Below are 16,714 nucleotides of genomic sequence, written 5' to 3' on the forward strand. Positions count from 1 at the left end.
CGATGCGAATAATTGTCTACGGCAGTTTACGGCGCAAACAGGGAAACAGCCATTGGATGACCAACGCCCAATGGCTCGGCGAGCACGAGCTCGAAGGCTATCAGATTTATAATCTGGGCCATTACCCGGCGGCGATCCCTGGAGAGGGCACGATACATTGCGAAGTGTATCGTATTAACTCATCGATTCTGGCAGAGCTGGACGAACTGAAAAGCAACACCAAGGACTATAAGCGCGAGCTGATTCAGACGCCTTATGGGAGTGCGTGGATCTACCTGTATAAACACAGCGTGGACGGTTACCCGCGAATTACCAGCGGTGACTGGCTGAAACGCCTCGAAGATCAGTAATAAAAAAACACCGCTCAATGAGCGGTGTTTTTTCATCGGACGGCGGCGAAAATTACTTCTTGGCAGCGCGTTCGAAGGAGGCGATGATTTCCGCTTTCGCTGCTGCAGCGTCTGCCCAGCCTTCCACTTTCACCCATTTGCCTTTTTCCAGATCTTTGTAGTGCTCGAAGAAGTGAGCGATCTGGGCTTTCAGCAGTTCCGGCAGGTCGTTCACGTCTTTCACGTGATCGTACTCTTTGGTCAGCTTGCTGTGCGGTACCGCAACCAGCTTGGCGTCTTCACCGGCTTCGTCGGTCATCTTCAGCACGCCAACCGGACGGCAGCGGATCACGGAGCCCGGCTGCAGCGGATATGGGGTTGGGACCAGCACGTCAACCGGATCACCATCCAGAGACAGAGTGTGGTTGATGTAGCCGTAGTTGCACGGGTAGAACATCGCGGTGGACATGAAACGGTCAACGAACAGCGCGCCGGTTTCTTTGTCGATTTCGTATTTGATTGGATCGGCGTTGGCCGGGATTTCGATTACTACGTAGATGTCTTCCGGCAGGTCTTTGCCAGCAGGGACCAGATTCAAGCTCATGTCGGTTTCCTTTAATCATCAAACCAGAAATGGAGTGGCGGCTATTATAGCGGACTCTTTTGCGATTTCCTGCCCTTTTCATCGTCGAAAACCCCGCGTGCCGGCGCAGGGATAATTTCCAGATAAATCCCGCCACGGCATGAAGTTTTGTCTCCGCCTGCCGATAACTTCAACAAACAATAATGAGCCAGCAAAGCTGGCTCCGCGTTTTGCCACCCCTACTACGTCTGATCTCACTATTCTGAAGCCGGGAAGAACTCATGCTAAAAAAGATTACGGTGAAGGCTGGGCTGATCGCCCTGCTGAGCCTGATGACCATGCTGCTGATCATGGTCAGCGTTATTGGCGTCAACGCGATTAACGAAGGATCGCGCTCGATCCATACCTTAAACCAGATCCTCGGCGAAGAGCTGGGCTCGCTGGCCAACAGCTCCAACCTGACGCTGCGCGCTCGCACCGCCGCCTCGCTGGCGGTGCGCCAACGGGAGATCGGCCAGATCGATGTCGCTGACGCCACCGTGGGCCGCATTTACGGCTACCTCGAGCAGTCGAACAAGGAAATGGCGCGCTTTGTCGGCGTCGGCACCGTGACCGAGCGCGGCCGTGAACTCTCCAATCGTCTGCAAAACAGCTATCGCGCCTACCTCGAGCAGGGCGTGAAGCCGATGGCCGCCGCCATCAAGGCCGGTAAAATCGATGAGTATTACCATATTCAGGAGACCCGCATCTCTGCGTTGAGCATCGCGTTTGAAAAGGATCTCAGCGATTTCCGCAGCTTCGCCATGAAGCTCGGCGAAAAGCAGGTGTATGACGCGGAAAACAACGCCAGCACCAAGATCTCGCTGATCGTGGTGGCGGGCCTGCTCAGCGTGCTGCTGGCGGTGCTGGCCTGGTTCGCGCTGCGCGTGATCATTTTGCGCCCGTTGGACGAGTCCATCGCGCAGTTGGAACACATCGCCGGCGGCGATCTGACCCATGAGATCCGTGGTGAGGGCGATACCGAGATGGGCCGCCTGGTGCGGGCGATGCAGCGCATGCAGCAGGCGTTGGCCAGTTCGGTCAGTAAAGTGCGTGACGCCAGCAGCCAGATCGACACCGGTTCGCGCGAACTGGCGGCCGGCAACCTGCATCTGGCGCAGCGTACCGAAGAGTCGGCCGCGTCGCTGGAAGAGACCGCCGCCAGCATGGAACAGCTGACTTCGACGGTGAAAATGAACGCCGAGAACTGCGAGCAGGCCAATCAGCTGGCGCTGAGCGTGTCCGATATCGCCAACCAGGGCAGCGACGTGGTCAGTCAGGTCATGAGCAAGATGCAGGCGATCACCGACAGCTCGCGCCGCATCGCCGACATCATCAGCGTGATGGACGGCATCGCCTTCCAGACCAATATCCTGGCGCTGAACGCAGCGGTGGAAGCGGCGCGCGCCGGTGAACAGGGCCGCGGTTTCGCGGTGGTGGCCGGCGAAGTGCGCAATCTGGCGCAGCGCAGCGCCCAGTCGGCGAAAGAGATCAAAGGGTTGATCGAAGCGTCGCAGAACCGGGTGCAGGAAGGCGAGCAGATGGTGGAGTCGGCGGCGCAGACCATGAGCGGCATCACCGGTGAAGTGGGCCGGGTGACGGCGTTGATGCGTGAGATCTCGGCGGCGACGCGCGAACAAAGCAGCGGTATCGAACAGGTGAACCTGGCGGTGGCGCAGATGGATCAGGTGGCGCAACAGAATGCGGCGCTGGTGGAGGAGTCTGCGGCGGCGACGCGCTCGCTGGAAGATCAGGCTCAGCTGCTGGCGCAGAGCATGGCGGCGTTCAAGCTGTAAGGCGATAAGGGTTCGGCGTGGCGCCGAACCCTTGCCAGAAACGCGTTACTCGTCCGGGTTTTCGGCGATGAAGCGTTCTGCGTCTTCTACCATCGACTTGGTGCCGACGAAGAATGGCGCGCGCTGGTGCAGTTTCACCGGCGTGATGTCCAGAATGCGATTTTTGCCGTCGCTGGCCTTGCCGCCGGCCTGTTCGGCCAGGAACGCCATCGGGTTGCATTCGTACAGCAGGCGCAGCTTGCCTTGCGGGTGGCTGGCGGTGCTTGGGTAGATGTAGATGCCGCCTTTCAGCAGGTTGCGGTGGAAGTCCGCCACCAGAGAACCGATGTAGCGCGAGGTGTAAGGGCGCTGCGTCGCTTCATCCTGCTCCTGGCAGTATTTGATGTATTTCTTCACGCCGAGAGGGAACTTGATGTAGTTGCCTTCGTTGATGGAATACATGTTGCCGCTCGCCGGGAAGCGCACTTTCTCGTGAGAGAGACAGAACACGCCCAGAGACGGATCGTACGTGAAGGCGTGGACGCCGTAACCGGTGGTGTACACCAGCATGGTGGACGAGCCGTAAACCACGTAACCCGCTGCGACCTGGGCGCTGCCCGGCTGCAGGAAGTCTTCTTCGGTCACCGGCGTGCCGACCGGCGTGATGCGACGATAGATAGAGAAAATCGTACCGACCGAGACGTTGACATCGATGTTGGACGAACCGTCCAACGGATCCATCAATACGACATACTTGGCATTTTCAGCTCGCTCGCCGTCGAATATCACGATTTCATCTTCTTCTTCGGAAGCGATACCCGCAACTTCACCACGCGCTTTCAACGCCGCTTTCAGTTTTTCGTTCGCGTACAGGTCCAGTTTCATCTGAACTTCGCCCTGTACGTTGGACACCCCGCTGGTCCCCAGAATATCAACCAGGCCGGCCTTGTTGATGTCGCGGTGGATGATTTTGGCGCCCAGTTTAATGGCAGAAAGTAACGCAGTCAGCTCGCCGGTGGCGTGCGAGAAGTCGTGCTGTTTCTCGACGATAAATTCGCCTAACGTTTTCATGACACAATCCCTGAATCTACGGATGGATAGCGGCCTGTTAACAAACCGCCAACGTTTTCGCGAGCAGTGTAGCCCAAAGATGCGCGCCATTCATAGGCAAATCCATTTCTTCTGGACGATTCTGAGCGTTAGAATATGCCGACATTCGATGCACTCACATGAGAAACCTATGCGCATTCACATTCTTGGGATCTGTGGCACCTTTATGGGCGGGCTAGCGATGCTGGCGCGCTCACTGGGGCATGACGTCACCGGTTCGGACGCCAACGTCTATCCGCCGATGAGCACGCTGCTGGAGAACCAGGGGATCGATCTGATTCAGGGTTATGATCCCGCCCAGCTGGATCCGGCGCCGGATCTGGTGATCATCGGCAACGCCATGACGCGCGGTAACCCGTGCGTGGAGGCGGTGCTGGAGCGCGGTATCCCTTACGTTTCCGGCCCGCAGTGGCTGCACGATGCCGTGTTGCGCGATCGCTGGGTACTGGCGGTCGCCGGCACCCACGGCAAAACCACCACCGCCGGCATGGCGACCTGGATCCTCGAAGCCTGCGGCTACCAGCCCGGCTTCGTCATCGGCGGCGTGCCGGGCAACTTCGACGTCTCGGCCCGCCTCGGCGGCAGCCCGTTCTTCGTGATCGAGGCCGACGAGTATGACTGCGCGTTCTTCGACAAACGCTCCAAGTTCGTGCACTACAGCCCGCGCACGCTGATCATGAACAACCTGGAGTTCGACCACGCCGATATCTTCGACGATCTGAAAGCCATCCAGAAACAGTTCCACCACCTGGTGCGCCTGGTGCCGGGCAAAGGCAAGATCATCCTGCCGGACAACGACAGCCACCTGAAGCAGGTGATGGCGATGGGCTGCTGGAGCGAACAGGAGCTGGTGGGCGAAGAGGGCGCCTGGCGCGCGCAGAAGCTGACGCCGGACGCCAGCCATTACGCGGTGTTCCTCGACGGCGAGCAGGTCGGCGAAGTGAACTGGGCGCTGGTGGGCGAGCACAACATGCATAACGGCCTGATGGCCATCGCCGCGACCCGTCACGTCGGCGTGCAGCCGGCGGACGCCTGCCGCGCGTTGGGCGATTTCATCAACGCCCGCCGCCGCCTGGAGCTGCGTGGCGAAGCCAACGGCGTCACGGTTTACGACGATTTCGCGCACCACCCGACGGCGATCCTGGCCACTCTGGCCGCGCTGCGCGGCAAGGTCGGCGGCACGGCGCGCATTCTGGCGGTGCTGGAGCCGCGATCCAACACCATGAAAATGGGCATCAGCAAAAACGATCTGGCGCCTTCGCTCGGCCGCGCCGACGAAGTGTTCCTGTTCCAGCCGCACCACATTCCGTGGCAGGTCGCGGAAGTGGCGGATGCCTGCGTGCAGCCGGCGCATTGGAGCGCGGATCTCGATACGCTGGTGGAGATGGTGGTGAAAACTGCGCAGCCGGGCGACCACATTCTGGTGATGAGCAACGGCGGTTTCGGCGGCATTCACGATCGCTTGCTGGACGCGTTGGCGAAAAAGCAGGAACCGAAGGTGACCTACTGATCGTTCAGCCGCATAAACCAATCTAAGGGCCGCATTTGCGGCCTTTTTTACGCCCATAAAAAAGCCCTCGCGAGCGAGGGCAACGGGGTTCGTCGGATAGGACGACGAGAGGGTCTCTGGGAAATCGGCGTTTGCGTCAGAACTCGGCAGTGGCAGTGACGAGGGTAATCAGCTCTGCAAAGCCGTTCCCAGAGTTGTTATTTGTAAATCTCGGCGGTGGCGTGGTAGTTGCCTTCGTTACGGGCTTCGATCACGCGGTAGGCGGTCGCGCCTTTCGCGTCGGCTTTCTCCGACAACGCCTGGCGAATATCGGTCGGTGCGCCGTCGATACCGCTGACGGTAATGGTGCCGATAGATTGCAGATTGGCGGTCTGATCGTTAGTCACCAACTGGGCGGCAGATGCGCCGAAGGAGATGACGGACAGCAAACCGAGTGCAGCAAGAGTAGTTTTCATGTTCATGATAGCGATCCTTGTTCATAACAGCCTGGAAGGGCTTGGCAGCGATTTTTATTCTTGAAGGCCGTTATGACAGCGTTTGATTCCAGAGAGGTATTGCCCGTTGCCGGGTAATACCGTTACTTATTTGTAGATTTCAGCGGTCGCGTGGAAGTTGCCGTCGTTGCGCGCTTCGATTACGCGGTAAGCGGTCGCCCCTTTGGCGTCAGCTTTGTCGGACAGCGCCTGGCGAATGTCGGAAGGCGCCGCGGCGACGCCGCTCACGGTGATCACACCGGCGGGCTGCAGTTTTGCGGCCTGGGTTGCATCAACAGATTGTGCTGCGAATGCACCAAAGGAAAGCATGGACAGAACGCTCAGGGTTGCAACGGTAGCTTTAATTTTCATCATCTCACCTCATCGTATTCTTTTATCAGTTCCAACGAACTGTGATTCAGTTCACGAAAATGAGTATACAGCTAGTAACGCGAAAAATTAATAGTTAGCTAACAGTTGCTAGTGAAACTTTAACCTCATGATCCTTATTTTTTATAACCGTAAGGAATAAAAAACGCTCATAAAACGATCTTTTGATGTTAAATTTATGTAATTTCAATAAGGTAAGTGATTTTGACCAAAAGTGCGGAAGATCACAGTGGGTACTGCTGGTTACATGGATATGTCATGGAAATGTGTTGTTACGGGATAAAAAAGCAGTGTTAAACGCGGTTGAAGGCTGGGAAGGTAACGCGAGGGTTAAAGAAGCGCTAACAAAATGCGGTTTACAGCCGCACTTTGTTAGCGCCAGGTTTCACAGCTCTTGCTCGAACACGCCCAGGATCGCTTCATGCAGCTTCTGAGCGGTAAAGCCGCTGGACGGGGTGACGAAAATCGTGTCGTCGCCGGCAATTGTGCCGAGGATACCCTGGGATTTACCCAGTGAGTCGAGCAGGCGGGCGATCAGCTGCGCGGCGCCCGGGCTGGTGTGGATCACCACGACGGCATCGTTATGGTCGACGTCGAGCACCAGATTCTTCAACGGGCTGGTGGTGGTCGGCACGCCGAGTTCGGCAGGAAGGCAATACACCATTTCCATTTTGGCATTGCGCGTACGTACCGCGCCGAACTTGGTCAGCATGCGCGATACTTTGGATTGGTTAATGTTTTCGAAGCCTTCTTCTTGCAGCGCCAAAACGATCTCGCCTTGAGAACTGAATTTTTCTTCTTTCAATAACGCTTTGAACGTCTTGATCAGATCTTCCTGTTTTGCGGGATTACGCATTTTGCACCGTGGAATGTTGATAGTGGAAGTCATGATTATGCATATAGATGAATTTTTATGCAACAAAGGCCGCCCCAAAGAAAATAAAAATGACCGGACGGCGAGGAAAGGGCGGCATTTTAACAAAATCCGGCCGCGATGAATATGCCCTTTTGACGACGGAAAATCGGCCTGCAGTGGTAAATAAAATGTTATTAAAATGATGTTGTTCTGATGTTGCGTAAGGGTGTAATGTAACGGCCGGTTAACTTGCTCGTGAATAACCTCGCACTATTTTTGATTAGTGTGCGCTATGCCCTTCATGCGTAAGCGATTTAATCTAAAATGGGCGCGACAGCGGCCGTTTTATTACACCTGCAGGCAAGAATTGGCTAATTTATTGTTTTGAAAGGTGTAATAACTTAAGGTCCGTAACCAACACATTCACGGCGCTTTATATATTTAAGATAATAAAGGAGTATAGGATGAAAGTTGCAGTTCTCGGTGCTGCTGGCGGTATCGGCCAGGCCCTCGCCCTTCTACTCAAAACCCAGCTTCCTTCAGGTTCTGAACTCTCTCTCTACGACATTGCCCCCGTTACCCCAGGCGTTGCCGTCGACTTAAGCCACATCCCAACCGCAGTTAAAATCAAAGGCTTCAGCGGCGAAGACGCGACTCCGGCTCTGCACGGCGCGGACGTGGTGCTGATTTCCGCCGGCGTGGCCCGTAAGCCTGGCATGGATCGCTCTGACCTGTTCAACGTTAACGCCGGCATCGTGCGTAATCTGATTGAGCAAGTGGCGAAAACCTGCCCGAAAGCCTGCATCGGCATCATCACCAACCCGGTTAACACCACGGTCGCCATCGCGGCGGAAGTGCTGAAAAAAGCCGGCGTTTACGACAAGAACAAACTGTTCGGCGTGACTTCGCTGGATATCATCCGTTCCAACACCTTCGTGGCCGAGCTGAAAGGCAAGCAGCCGGAAGAATTGAACGTGCCGGTGATCGGCGGCCACTCTGGCGTGACCATCCTGCCTCTGCTGTCGCAGATCCCTGGCGTGAGCTTCACCGAGCAGGAAGTGGCGGATCTGACCAAACGCATTCAGAATGCCGGTACCGAAGTGGTGGAAGCCAAAGCCGGCGGCGGATCTGCAACGCTGTCCATGGGGCAGGCGGCCGCCCGTTTCGGTCTGTCTCTGGTGCGTGCGCTGCAGGGCGAGAAAGGCGTTGTGGAATGCGCTTACGTTGAAGGCGACGGCAAATACGCTCGCTTCTTCGCGCAGCCGCTGGTGCTGGGCAAAAACGGCGTTGAAGAACGCAAAGATATCGGCACCCTGAGCGCCTTCGAGCAGAAAGCGCTGAACGAGATGCTGGACGTGCTGCATAAAGATATCGAACTGGGCGAGAAGTTCATCAATAACTGATCGACACCGATAGTCAGCCGATAAACGCCGCCGGACGCTGTTCCGGCGGTTTTTTTTGCTCCGCGTTCACGATTTGATACGTGCTTTGCGATCCAGCAGGCAATCGTTGTGCGGATCGTAATAGCGGCTTGGCCAGATCTCCGAAGGGTGGATGCCTATCGCTTCGGCGATCAGCCATTCCCCCTTCGGCCACGGGCGCGACAGCGCATTGGCCAGCGTCGATGAGCTTAATCCGGCCTTGCGCGACACTGCCGCCAGCGTGGTGCCCTGCTTGCGTAGCGCCGCGATGATATCTGCCGGATGCCAATCTGGGTTCCTTGAATTCATGTTTACATTCCTTTTCTGATTAGCCAAAGTTGCGTTAGTGGTATAACTAACGGGTCATGGTTAAGCGTTTGAACAACGTGAAACGCTTATTCGGAAATAAGAATACCATTAAATTTCCTAAAAAAATACCCAGGTAATTTCCAAAAAACGACATTGCCCACTATTGCCCAGAGATGATGGCTATGAAAAACGAGTGGTTTGCCGCCAAGGAACTGACAGGCATCGCAGGATTACCCTCCTCACCACAGGGAATCAATCTGATGGCCCGACGCGAAGGCTGGATCAGCCGCAGGCGTAAAGGCGTGCAGGGAAAAGCGTTGGAGTACCATATCGACAGCCTGCCTCCAGGCGTGCGTAACCTGCTGGCGCTGAAGGAAGACGGGGCGGCATATGACGTAGAACGCCAGGATCCGTTGGCGGTCTGGATCGAGTATTACTACCATTTGACGGAGAGCGAGCGCGAGAGAATGGTGGCTTTCCTGATGCGGGAAGGGATCGGCGGCCTGCTGGCGCGTATCGACGAAGAGAGCAATACCTAAGCAGGCCCGCGTGGGCGGGCCTGATGAACACATTGAGAAATCGCGATTTCTTAAAAGTCGCGTTGTACCGCCAAATGGGCCAGGCCTTCCAGCGCTGTTCGGTGCTCTGATGCCGGCAATACCTGCAGCGCGGCGATCGCCTTGTCGGCTTCTTCCTCGGCGCGTTTGCGGGTGTATTCCAGCGAACCGCATTGCTGCATCGCCTGCAGCACCGGCTCCAACAGGTGACGGCCGTTGCCTTGCTCAATCGCGCCGCGGATCATGTCACGCTGGGCGTCGTCGCCGTTGTGCATCGCGTGCAGCAGCGGCAGGGTCGGTTTCCCTTCGTTCAGATCGTCGCCGGTGTTTTTGCCCAGGGTGCTGCCGTCGGCGCTGTAGTCGAGCAGATCGTCGATCAGCTGGAAAGCGGTGCCGAGGTAGCGGCCATAATCTTGCAGCGCCTGTTCTTGCTCAGCGCTGGCGCCGGACAGGATCGCCGACGATTGCGCCGCCGCTTCAAACAGACGGGCGGTTTTGCTGTAGATCACCCGCATATAACTTTCTTCGCTGATGTCGGGATCGTGCACGTTCATCAACTGCAGCACTTCACCTTCGGCGATGACGTTGACCGCCTCCGACATCAGCGCCAGCACGCGCAGGGATTCCAGGCTGGTCATCATCTGGAAGGCGCGGGTATAGATAAAGTCGCCGACCAGCACGCTGGCGGCGTTGCCGAACGCCGCGTTGGCGGTGGCTTTGCCGCGGCGCATGTCCGATTCGTCGACGACGTCGTCATGCAGCAGCGTGGCGGTATGAATGAATTCGATCAGGGCGGCGACGGTGACGTGCTTGTTGCCTTCGTAGCCCAACGCCCGCGCCGCCAGGACGGCGATCATCGGCCGGATGCGCTTACCGCCACCACTGATAATGTAATAGCCAAGCTGATTGATGAGCGTGACATCGGAATTCAGCTGTTCGAGAATTGTTGCGTTCACGGCCGCCATATCTTGCGCGGTTAACTCGGTAATTTGCTCTAGGTTCATTGTGTTTTTTTTCAGCTGTGTTTCTCTTCACCGCGTTGAGATCGCTGCTCACATCGGTACATGGCGGTAACTGTCCCTATGATTGTACTTGAAAAACGGTTCAGATAAACGCCACGAAAGAAACTGCGCTTTTTTTCTTCTTTTTTCTCCTTCTGGTCTTATTCTGCTCTTGTCATGCGCCGCTTTTTTGCGTAGAATTCGCGCCCTATTGTGAATATTTATAGCGCGCTCTGAACTAACACAGTCGGGCACGCGGAAAGCGGAGTTTTATATGTACGCGGTTTTCCAAAGTGGTGGTAAACAACACCGAGTAAGCGAAGGTCAGACCGTTCGCTTGGAAAAGCTGGACATCGCAACTGGTGAAGCGGTTGAGTTTGACCAGATTCTGATGATCGCTAATGGCGAAGATATCAAAATCGGCGTTCCTTTCGTCGATGGCGGCAAGATCAAAGCTGAAGTCGTTGCTCACGGTCGTGGCGAGAAAATTAAAATCGTTAAGTTTCGTCGTCGTAAACACCACCGTAAGCAGCAGGGCCACCGTCAGTGGTTCACTGACGTTAAAATCACCGGCATCAGCGCTTAAGTTAGGAGAGCGGATTAATGGCACACAAAAAGGCTGGCGGCTCGACTCGTAACGGTCGCGATTCAGAAGCTAAACGTCTGGGCGTAAAACGCTTTGGCGGCGAAGCAGTACTGGCAGGCAGCATCATCGTTCGTCAGCGCGGCACCAAATTCCACGCTGGTACCAACGTGGGTTGCGGCAAAGACCACACTCTGTTTGCTTTGAAAGACGGTAAAGTCAAATTCGAAGTTAAAGGCCCGAGCAATCGTAAATTCATCAGCATCGAAGCTGAATAATTTTTCGAGCCTTACGAAATAGATGTAAGCCCCGCAATTCGTTGCGGGGCTTTTTACATTTATGGGTTGCCTGAGGGTTGGCCCGTCAGCGTTGGCGAAGGTGATATGGATACGAAGCAGCAGGTCGGCGTGGGCATCTCTCTGGCGTTAACCACGGCGGTTTGCTGGGGCGCGTTGCCGATCGCGATGAAAGAAGTGTTGGTGGTGATGGAGCCGTTTACCGTTGTCTGGTATCGCTTTACCATGGCCGCCATCGGTTTGGGCGTGATTCTTGCGGTGCGCGGCAAGCTGCCGCCGCTGACGATGTTCCGCCAGCCGCGTTGGCTGCTGCTGTTGGCGATCGCGACGGCGGGGCTGCTGGGCAACTTTGTGTTCTTCAGCTCCTCGCTGCAATACCTGAGCCCGACGGCGTCGCAGGTGATTGGCCAGCTGTCGCCAGTCGGTATGATGTTCGCCAGCGTGCTGATTTTAAAAGAACGCATGCGCATCACCCAGGTCATTGGCGCCCTGATGCTGATTTGCGGGCTGATGCTGTTTTTCAACGTCAGTCTGATAGAGATCTTCACCCGGCTGACGGACTACACGCTGGGCGTCATGCTGGGTGTGTGTGCGGCGATGGTCTGGGTGAGCTATGGCGTGGCGCAGAAGGTGTTGCTGCGCCGGCTGGCTTCGCCGCAGATCCTGGTTATGTTGTACACTTTATGTGCGATTGCGTTGTTCCCTCTGGCCAAACCCGAGGTGATTTTCCAGCTTAGCGGCTGGCAATTGGCGTGCCTGCTGTTTTGCGGCGCCAACACGCTGATCGGCTATGGCGCGCTGGCGGAAGCGATGGCGCGCTGGCAGGCGGCGCAGGTGAGCGCGTTGGTTACGCTGACCCCGCTGTTTACCCTGCTGTTTTCAGATTTATTGGCGCTGGCTTGGCCCCAGGCATTCGCCATGCCGACGCTGAACATCGTCGGCTATGTCGGTGCGTTTGTGGTTGTGGCGGGCGCCATGTTTTCCGCAATTGGTCACCGGTGGTGGCCGCGACGGGCAGACCCCCCCCTGGTTGCTCCTTTGAAGCAGCCCGGTGAATGATTTACGGAGACGGTAAATGAAGTTTGTAGATGAAGCAGCGATTCTGGTCGTTGCAGGCGACGGCGGCAACGGGTGCGTCAGCTTCCGCCGCGAAAAATATATCCCGAACGGTGGGCCTGACGGCGGTGACGGCGGCGACGGCGGCGACGTCTACCTGCTGGCGGACGAGAACCTTAACACCCTGATCGACTACCGCTTTGAGAAGTCTTTCCGCGCCGAGCGTGGCCAGAACGGCCAGAGCCGCGATTGTACCGGCAAACGCGGTAAAGACGTCATCATTAAGGTGCCGGTCGGCACGCGCGTGAAGGATCAGGGCACCGGCGAGATCCTCGGCGACATGACCCGCCACGAGCAGAAGCTGATGGTCGCCAAAGGCGGCTGGCACGGTCTGGGCAACACCCGTTTCAAATCTTCGGTCAACCGAGCGCCGCGTCAGAAGACGCTGGGTACCGCCGGCGAAGCGCGTGACCTGTTGCTGGAGCTGTTGCTGCTGGCCGATGTGGGCATGCTGGGGCTGCCGAACGCCGGCAAATCGACCTTCATCCGCGCGGTGTCCGCCGCCAAGCCGAAGGTGGCCGATTATCCGTTCACCACGCTGGTGCCGAGCCTGGGCGTGGTGCGCATGGACCACGAGCAGAGCTTTGTGGTCGCCGACATTCCGGGGCTGATCGAGGGCGCTTCGGAAGGCGCCGGTCTGGGTATTCGTTTCCTGAAACACCTGGAGCGTTGCCGCGTGCTGCTGCACCTGGTGGACATCGCGCCGATCGACGAATCCGATCCGGTGGAAAACGCCAAAGTCATTATCAACGAGTTGAACCAATACAGCGAAAATCTGGCGCAGAAGCCGCGCTGGCTGGTGTTCAACAAAATTGATGTGATTGGTGAGGAAGAAGCCGCCGAACGCGCCAAGGCGATTGTGGAAGGCATGGGCTGGGAAGGGAAGTACTACATGATCTCCGCCGCCAACCGCGAAGGCGTCAATGCGCTGTGCTGGGACGTGATGAACTTCATCAACACCCAGCCGAAAGCGATGGCGATCGAAGAAAGCGCACCGGAAAAAGTCGAATTCATGTGGGATGACTACCACCGCGAGCAAATCGCGGAAGTGGAAGCCGAAGCGGAAGATGACTGGGATGACGACTGGGACGAAGACGACGACGAAGGCGTCGAAATCATTTACCAGAAGTAATTCGGTGATAAAGGGCTCAGCAACGCTGGGCCCTTATTATTTGAGCGCCTTTTCCGGCAGCCAGCACTGGGCATTCAGGCCGCGCGCATCGCGGCGGTTTTCCAGCGTCAAACGCCCCTGGTGCAGTTGCGCGATGCGGATTACGATATTCAGGCCCAGTCCGCTGCCGCCGTAGCGTTGATCCATGCGGCGAAACGCCTGCGTCAGTTCCCCGACCATCTCTTCCTTGATTCCCGGGCCATCGTCGATGACCTGCAGCAGATAGCCGTTGTCTTGCGGCGTTAACCGCACCTGTATCGCGCCGCCTTCCGGGCCGTAACGGTGGGCGTTTTCGACCAGGTTGCGCAGCAGCAGCCGCAGCAGCACCGGATCGCCGTGCACGGTGGCAGCAGCCGGCAATTGCCAGCCCAGCGTCTGCTCGCGTTGGGCGGCCATTTCGTCGAGCTCTTCACGCAGCGGCTGGATCACATCAGCCACCCAATCGAAATGCTGATAATGGCCGCTGGCGAAGTCTTGCCCGGCGCGCGACAGCATCAGCAACTGCTCGACGGTGTGCATCAGCTGATCGATGCGGGCGATCAGCGCCTGGCTGCCCTTGACGCCCTGCTTTTCCATCAGTTCCAGCTGCAGGCGGATGCCGGCCAGCGGCGTGCGCAGCTCGTGGGCGGCGTCGGCAGTGAACAGGCGTTCCTGTTGAATGGTGTTATCCAGCCGTGAAAACAGCTGATTGAGTGCATTGGTGACCGCCACCATTTCCTGACTGTCGCTGGTGATTGGCAGCGGCGTCAGGTTATCGGCAGAGCGTTTTTCCAGCCGTTGCTGCAGTTGGTTGAGTGGGCGGATGATCCAACTGATGGCCCAAAACGACGCCAACAGCGTGACGATCATCATGATCAGCGAAGGCGCCAACAGCGACGCGATGGCCTCGGCGATCTCGGTATCGACGCGTTCGGTACGCACTTTGGCGGACAGGGTTTCGTCCACCAGGAAGCTGATCTGCTCCTGGCTTTCGTGCCACAGCCAGAAGGCGCTGATGAGTTGCGTGACCAGCAGGATCAGCGCCAGCATCAGCAGCAGGCGGCGGCGCATGCTGATCATGACGAGGGTTCCAGGCGGTAGCCGATGCCGCGCACGGTGCGGATGCGATCCTTGCCCAGTTTGCGGCGCAGGTTGTGGATATGCACTTCCAGGGTGTTGGAACCTAAATCATCTTGCCAGGTGTAGAGATCCTGCTGCAGGAGTTCGCGGTTGACCGTCTGCCCGGCACGCATGATCAGGCGCGCCAGAATGGCGAACTCTTTCGGCGTGACCTCCACCGGCTGCTGTTGCAGATAGACCTGCTGGCTGGAGAGATTCAACTGCAGGTCATCCACCTGCATCAGATTGTCGCTGTGGCCCTGGTAGCGCCGCAGGAGAGCGCGCACGCGCGCCTGTAGCTCAACCAGCGCGAAGGGTTTGACCAGGTAGTCGTCGGCGCCGGCGTCCAGCCCATCGACGCGGTCTTCCAGGGCGTCGCGGGCGGTCAGGATCAGCACCGGCAGATCGATCTGCTGGCGGCGCCACTGCCGCAGCAGCGCTGCGCCGTCCATGTCCGGCAGGCCGAGATCCAGGATCACCATGCTGTATTGGCTGGTGATGAGCAGGCTGCTGGCCTCCGCCGCTGTGGCGGCGCAGTCGCACACGTAGCCTTCACCGGTCAGCGCCAGCGCCAGCCCTTGTTGCAGCAGTTCATCATCTTCAACGACCAGCAGCTTCATGGCGATCCTCAGTTGTTTTGGTAAATATCCCGATACAGGCGGCTTTCGAAACGCACCAGCGGCGCACGGCGCTGTTTCTGATCTTCCGGTGGCACGGCGTAGCCGGAGAGATACTGCACGAAGGCCATGCGCTGGCCGCTGGCGGTAGTGATGAAACCCGCCAGGTTGTAGACGCCCTGCAGCGCGCCGGTCTTGGCCGACACCTTGCCGTCTACGCCGGCCTCATGCAGGCCGCCGCGGTAGCGCAGGGTGCCGTCATAGCCGGACAGCGGCAGCATCGAGATAAAGTTCAGCTCGTTGTCGTGCTGCGCGATGTACTGCAGCGCCTGCATCATGGTCGCCGGGGCCAGCAGGTTGTGGCGCGACAGGCCGGAACCGTCGGCGATGATGGTGTTGCCCAGATCGATGCCGGCCTTCTGGCGCAGCACCTGCCGTACCGCATCGGAACCGGCTCGCCAGGTGCCCGGCACGCCGAAGCGTTCGTGGCCGATGGTGCGGAAGACGGTATCGGCGATCATGTTGTCCGATTTCTTCAGCATGATTTTCAACAGATCGTGCAGCGGCGCCGACTGGGTTTGTGCGATCACCGTGCCGGTGATGCCGGGGCGCGTCTGGCGTTTCAAATGCCCGTCGATCTGGATGTCGGCCTGCTTCAGCTCGTCTTTCAGGATGGCGCCCGCATAGCTGGCACCGTCCTGGATGGCGAAGGCCAACGGCAGCGGTTCGCTGCGCTGCGTCAGGCAGCCGGTCAGGGTAAAGCGGTTCAGCTCGCCCGGCACCACGTCCAGTTCGCAGTATTGCGCGTCTGCGGATCCGCGCGCCAGGGTGCGCACCTGGCTAAACATATTGACCGGATAATAGGAGGCGACGCGGATAAACGCCATGTCGCCCGGGTTCGGCGCGCTGTACAGCGAGACCGAGAAACAGTTGCGATCGACGATGGCGGCGGCCGGCGGCGCGCTGAAGCACTGCGTCAGATCGTTCCACGGCCAACCAGGCGCCTTGTCATGGCTGGCGAAGACCGAGGTATCGACCAGCACGTCGCCGCTGATTTGGCGCACGCCCTGCTTCTTCAGGACGGCCACCATATTGCGCAGGCTCTGACGTTTGAAGGTCGGATCGCCGCTGAAGCGGGCGATCAGGTTGCCGCGCAGCACGCCGTCGCGGATATCGCCCTGGCTCTCCAGCGTGGTGGTGAAACGGTAATCGGGCCCGAGTTGCAGCAATGCCGCCAGCGCCGTCAGCACTTTTTGGGTACTGGCCGGCAGCGCCATCTGCTGAGAGTGATAATCGATCGTCGGCGCACCGGCACCGATCTTCTGAACGACCAGGGCAAGGTTGGCCCCATCAGGCAGATATTGTGTGTACTCTTCAACCGGGGCCGCATTCGCATTCAGAACAAATGCGCAAGCCAATGCACTGACAATTCGTGAAAAACGCATAATCTCGGGATAACAGCTGGATAACGTGCCGTCAT

Annotated in this window: 19 protein-coding genes; 9 read left to right on the top strand and 10 right to left on the bottom strand. The window is 57.8% G+C overall.

What is annotated here, in order from left to right; translation table 11 throughout:
* The first annotated feature begins 2 nt into the window (after positions 1–2).
* On the top strand, positions 3–350 hold the full coding sequence (locus tag IT763_RS01805) for a gamma-glutamylcyclotransferase (RefSeq protein ID WP_004933596.1): 348 nt from the start codon (positions 3–5) through the stop codon (positions 348–350).
* A gap of 52 nt (positions 351–402) precedes the next feature.
* Here the strand turns inward: IT763_RS01805 and ppa are convergent, their stop codons facing one another.
* Positions 403–933, bottom strand: a complete 531-nt coding sequence (gene ppa, locus IT763_RS01810; protein WP_004933594.1) for an inorganic diphosphatase — start codon at positions 931–933, stop codon at positions 403–405.
* Between the two features lie 260 nt (positions 934–1,193).
* On the opposite strand from ppa, the gene IT763_RS01815 reads away from it, so the two are divergent.
* Entirely contained in the window at positions 1,194–2,747 is a 1,554-nt protein-coding gene (locus tag IT763_RS01815) for a methyl-accepting chemotaxis protein (protein WP_016929339.1), read from the top strand.
* Positions 2,748–2,792: 45 nt separating this feature from the next.
* Here the strand turns inward: IT763_RS01815 and fbp are convergent, their stop codons facing one another.
* On the bottom strand, positions 2,793–3,797 hold the full coding sequence (gene fbp, locus IT763_RS01820; RefSeq protein ID WP_004933587.1) for a class 1 fructose-bisphosphatase: 1,005 nt from the start codon (positions 3,795–3,797) through the stop codon (positions 2,793–2,795).
* Between the two features lie 169 nt (positions 3,798–3,966).
* On the opposite strand from fbp, the gene mpl reads away from it, so the two are divergent.
* Positions 3,967–5,346: a UDP-N-acetylmuramate:L-alanyl-gamma-D-glutamyl-meso-diaminopimelate ligase gene (gene mpl, locus IT763_RS01825; RefSeq protein WP_016929338.1), complete on the top strand. Its 1,380-nt coding sequence runs from the start codon at positions 3,967–3,969 to the stop codon at positions 5,344–5,346.
* Positions 5,347–5,543: 197 nt separating this feature from the next.
* Here mpl and yhcN (IT763_RS01830) read toward each other — a convergent pair whose 3' ends face one another.
* From yhcN (IT763_RS01830) to argR, 3 genes are all read right to left on the bottom strand, one after another.
* Positions 5,544–5,807 (bottom strand): peroxide/acid stress response protein YhcN, encoded by a 264-nt coding sequence (gene yhcN, locus IT763_RS01830; protein WP_025305042.1) that lies wholly within the window; start codon positions 5,805–5,807, stop codon positions 5,544–5,546.
* A gap of 120 nt (positions 5,808–5,927) precedes the next feature.
* Entirely contained in the window at positions 5,928–6,191 is a 264-nt protein-coding gene (gene yhcN, locus IT763_RS01835) for a peroxide/acid stress response protein YhcN (protein ID WP_004933574.1), read from the bottom strand.
* A gap of 403 nt (positions 6,192–6,594) precedes the next feature.
* Positions 6,595–7,065, bottom strand: coding sequence for a transcriptional regulator ArgR (argR, locus tag IT763_RS01840; protein WP_016929335.1), 471 nt, complete (start codon positions 7,063–7,065; stop codon positions 6,595–6,597).
* A gap of 464 nt (positions 7,066–7,529) precedes the next feature.
* Between argR and mdh the strand changes: the two genes are divergently transcribed.
* Positions 7,530–8,468, top strand: coding sequence for a malate dehydrogenase (mdh, locus tag IT763_RS01845; RefSeq protein ID WP_028127571.1), 939 nt, complete (start codon positions 7,530–7,532; stop codon positions 8,466–8,468).
* A 66-nt stretch (positions 8,469–8,534) separates the two neighbouring features.
* Here the strand turns inward: mdh and IT763_RS01850 are convergent, their stop codons facing one another.
* Positions 8,535–8,795 carry a helix-turn-helix transcriptional regulator gene (locus IT763_RS01850; RefSeq protein ID WP_016929333.1) on the bottom strand — a complete coding sequence of 87 codons (261 nt, stop codon included), beginning with the start codon at positions 8,793–8,795 and terminating at the stop codon, positions 8,535–8,537.
* A 182-nt stretch (positions 8,796–8,977) separates the two neighbouring features.
* Between IT763_RS01850 and IT763_RS01855 the strand changes: the two genes are divergently transcribed.
* Positions 8,978–9,334, top strand: coding sequence for a DNA-binding protein (locus IT763_RS01855; RefSeq protein WP_028127572.1), 357 nt, complete (start codon positions 8,978–8,980; stop codon positions 9,332–9,334).
* 50 nt (positions 9,335–9,384) lie between these two features.
* Here IT763_RS01855 and ispB read toward each other — a convergent pair whose 3' ends face one another.
* Entirely contained in the window at positions 9,385–10,356 is a 972-nt protein-coding gene (gene ispB, locus IT763_RS01860; protein ID WP_016929331.1) for an octaprenyl diphosphate synthase, read from the bottom strand.
* Positions 10,357–10,627: 271 nt separating this feature from the next.
* Between ispB and rplU the strand changes: the two genes are divergently transcribed.
* The 4 genes from rplU to cgtA all read left to right on the top strand — a co-directional run bounded on the left by rplU (position 10,628) and on the right by cgtA (position 13,480).
* On the top strand, positions 10,628–10,939 hold the full coding sequence (gene rplU / locus IT763_RS01865) for a 50S ribosomal protein L21 (RefSeq protein ID WP_004933561.1): 312 nt from the start codon (positions 10,628–10,630) through the stop codon (positions 10,937–10,939).
* A gap of 17 nt (positions 10,940–10,956) precedes the next feature.
* Positions 10,957–11,214, top strand: a complete 258-nt coding sequence (rpmA, locus tag IT763_RS01870; protein WP_004933559.1) for a 50S ribosomal protein L27 — start codon at positions 10,957–10,959, stop codon at positions 11,212–11,214.
* A gap of 105 nt (positions 11,215–11,319) precedes the next feature.
* Positions 11,320–12,291 carry a DMT family transporter gene (locus tag IT763_RS01875; protein ID WP_021504260.1) on the top strand — a complete coding sequence of 324 codons (972 nt, stop codon included), beginning with the start codon at positions 11,320–11,322 and terminating at the stop codon, positions 12,289–12,291.
* 16 nt (positions 12,292–12,307) lie between these two features.
* Complete coding sequence (gene cgtA / locus IT763_RS01880) at positions 12,308–13,480, top strand: Obg family GTPase CgtA (protein ID WP_004933553.1); 1,173 nt, start codon at positions 12,308–12,310, stop codon at positions 13,478–13,480.
* Positions 13,481–13,516: 36 nt separating this feature from the next.
* Here the strand turns inward: cgtA and pmrB are convergent, their stop codons facing one another.
* Genes pmrB through dacB form a run of 3 tightly spaced genes read right to left on the bottom strand, consistent with a single transcriptional unit; the run spans position 13,517 to position 16,679 of the window.
* Positions 13,517–14,578, bottom strand: a complete 1,062-nt coding sequence (gene pmrB / locus IT763_RS01885) for a two-component system sensor histidine kinase PmrB (RefSeq protein WP_206195108.1) — start codon at positions 14,576–14,578, stop codon at positions 13,517–13,519.
* Positions 14,575–15,237 carry a two-component system response regulator PmrA gene (gene pmrA, locus IT763_RS01890; RefSeq protein ID WP_004933545.1) on the bottom strand — a complete coding sequence of 221 codons (663 nt, stop codon included), beginning with the start codon at positions 15,235–15,237 and terminating at the stop codon, positions 14,575–14,577. Before pmrA ends, pmrB begins: the two co-directional genes overlap by 4 nt.
* An 8-nt stretch (positions 15,238–15,245) precedes the next feature.
* Entirely contained in the window at positions 15,246–16,679 is a 1,434-nt protein-coding gene (gene dacB / locus IT763_RS01895; protein ID WP_015376410.1) for a serine-type D-Ala-D-Ala carboxypeptidase, read from the bottom strand.
* Positions 16,680–16,714: the final 35 nt, after the last annotated feature.

Origin of the sequence: Serratia sp. CMO1 (genome assembly GCF_015689115.1) — a bacterium.
Taxonomy (GTDB): domain Bacteria; phylum Pseudomonadota; class Gammaproteobacteria; order Enterobacterales; family Enterobacteriaceae; genus Serratia; species Serratia marcescens.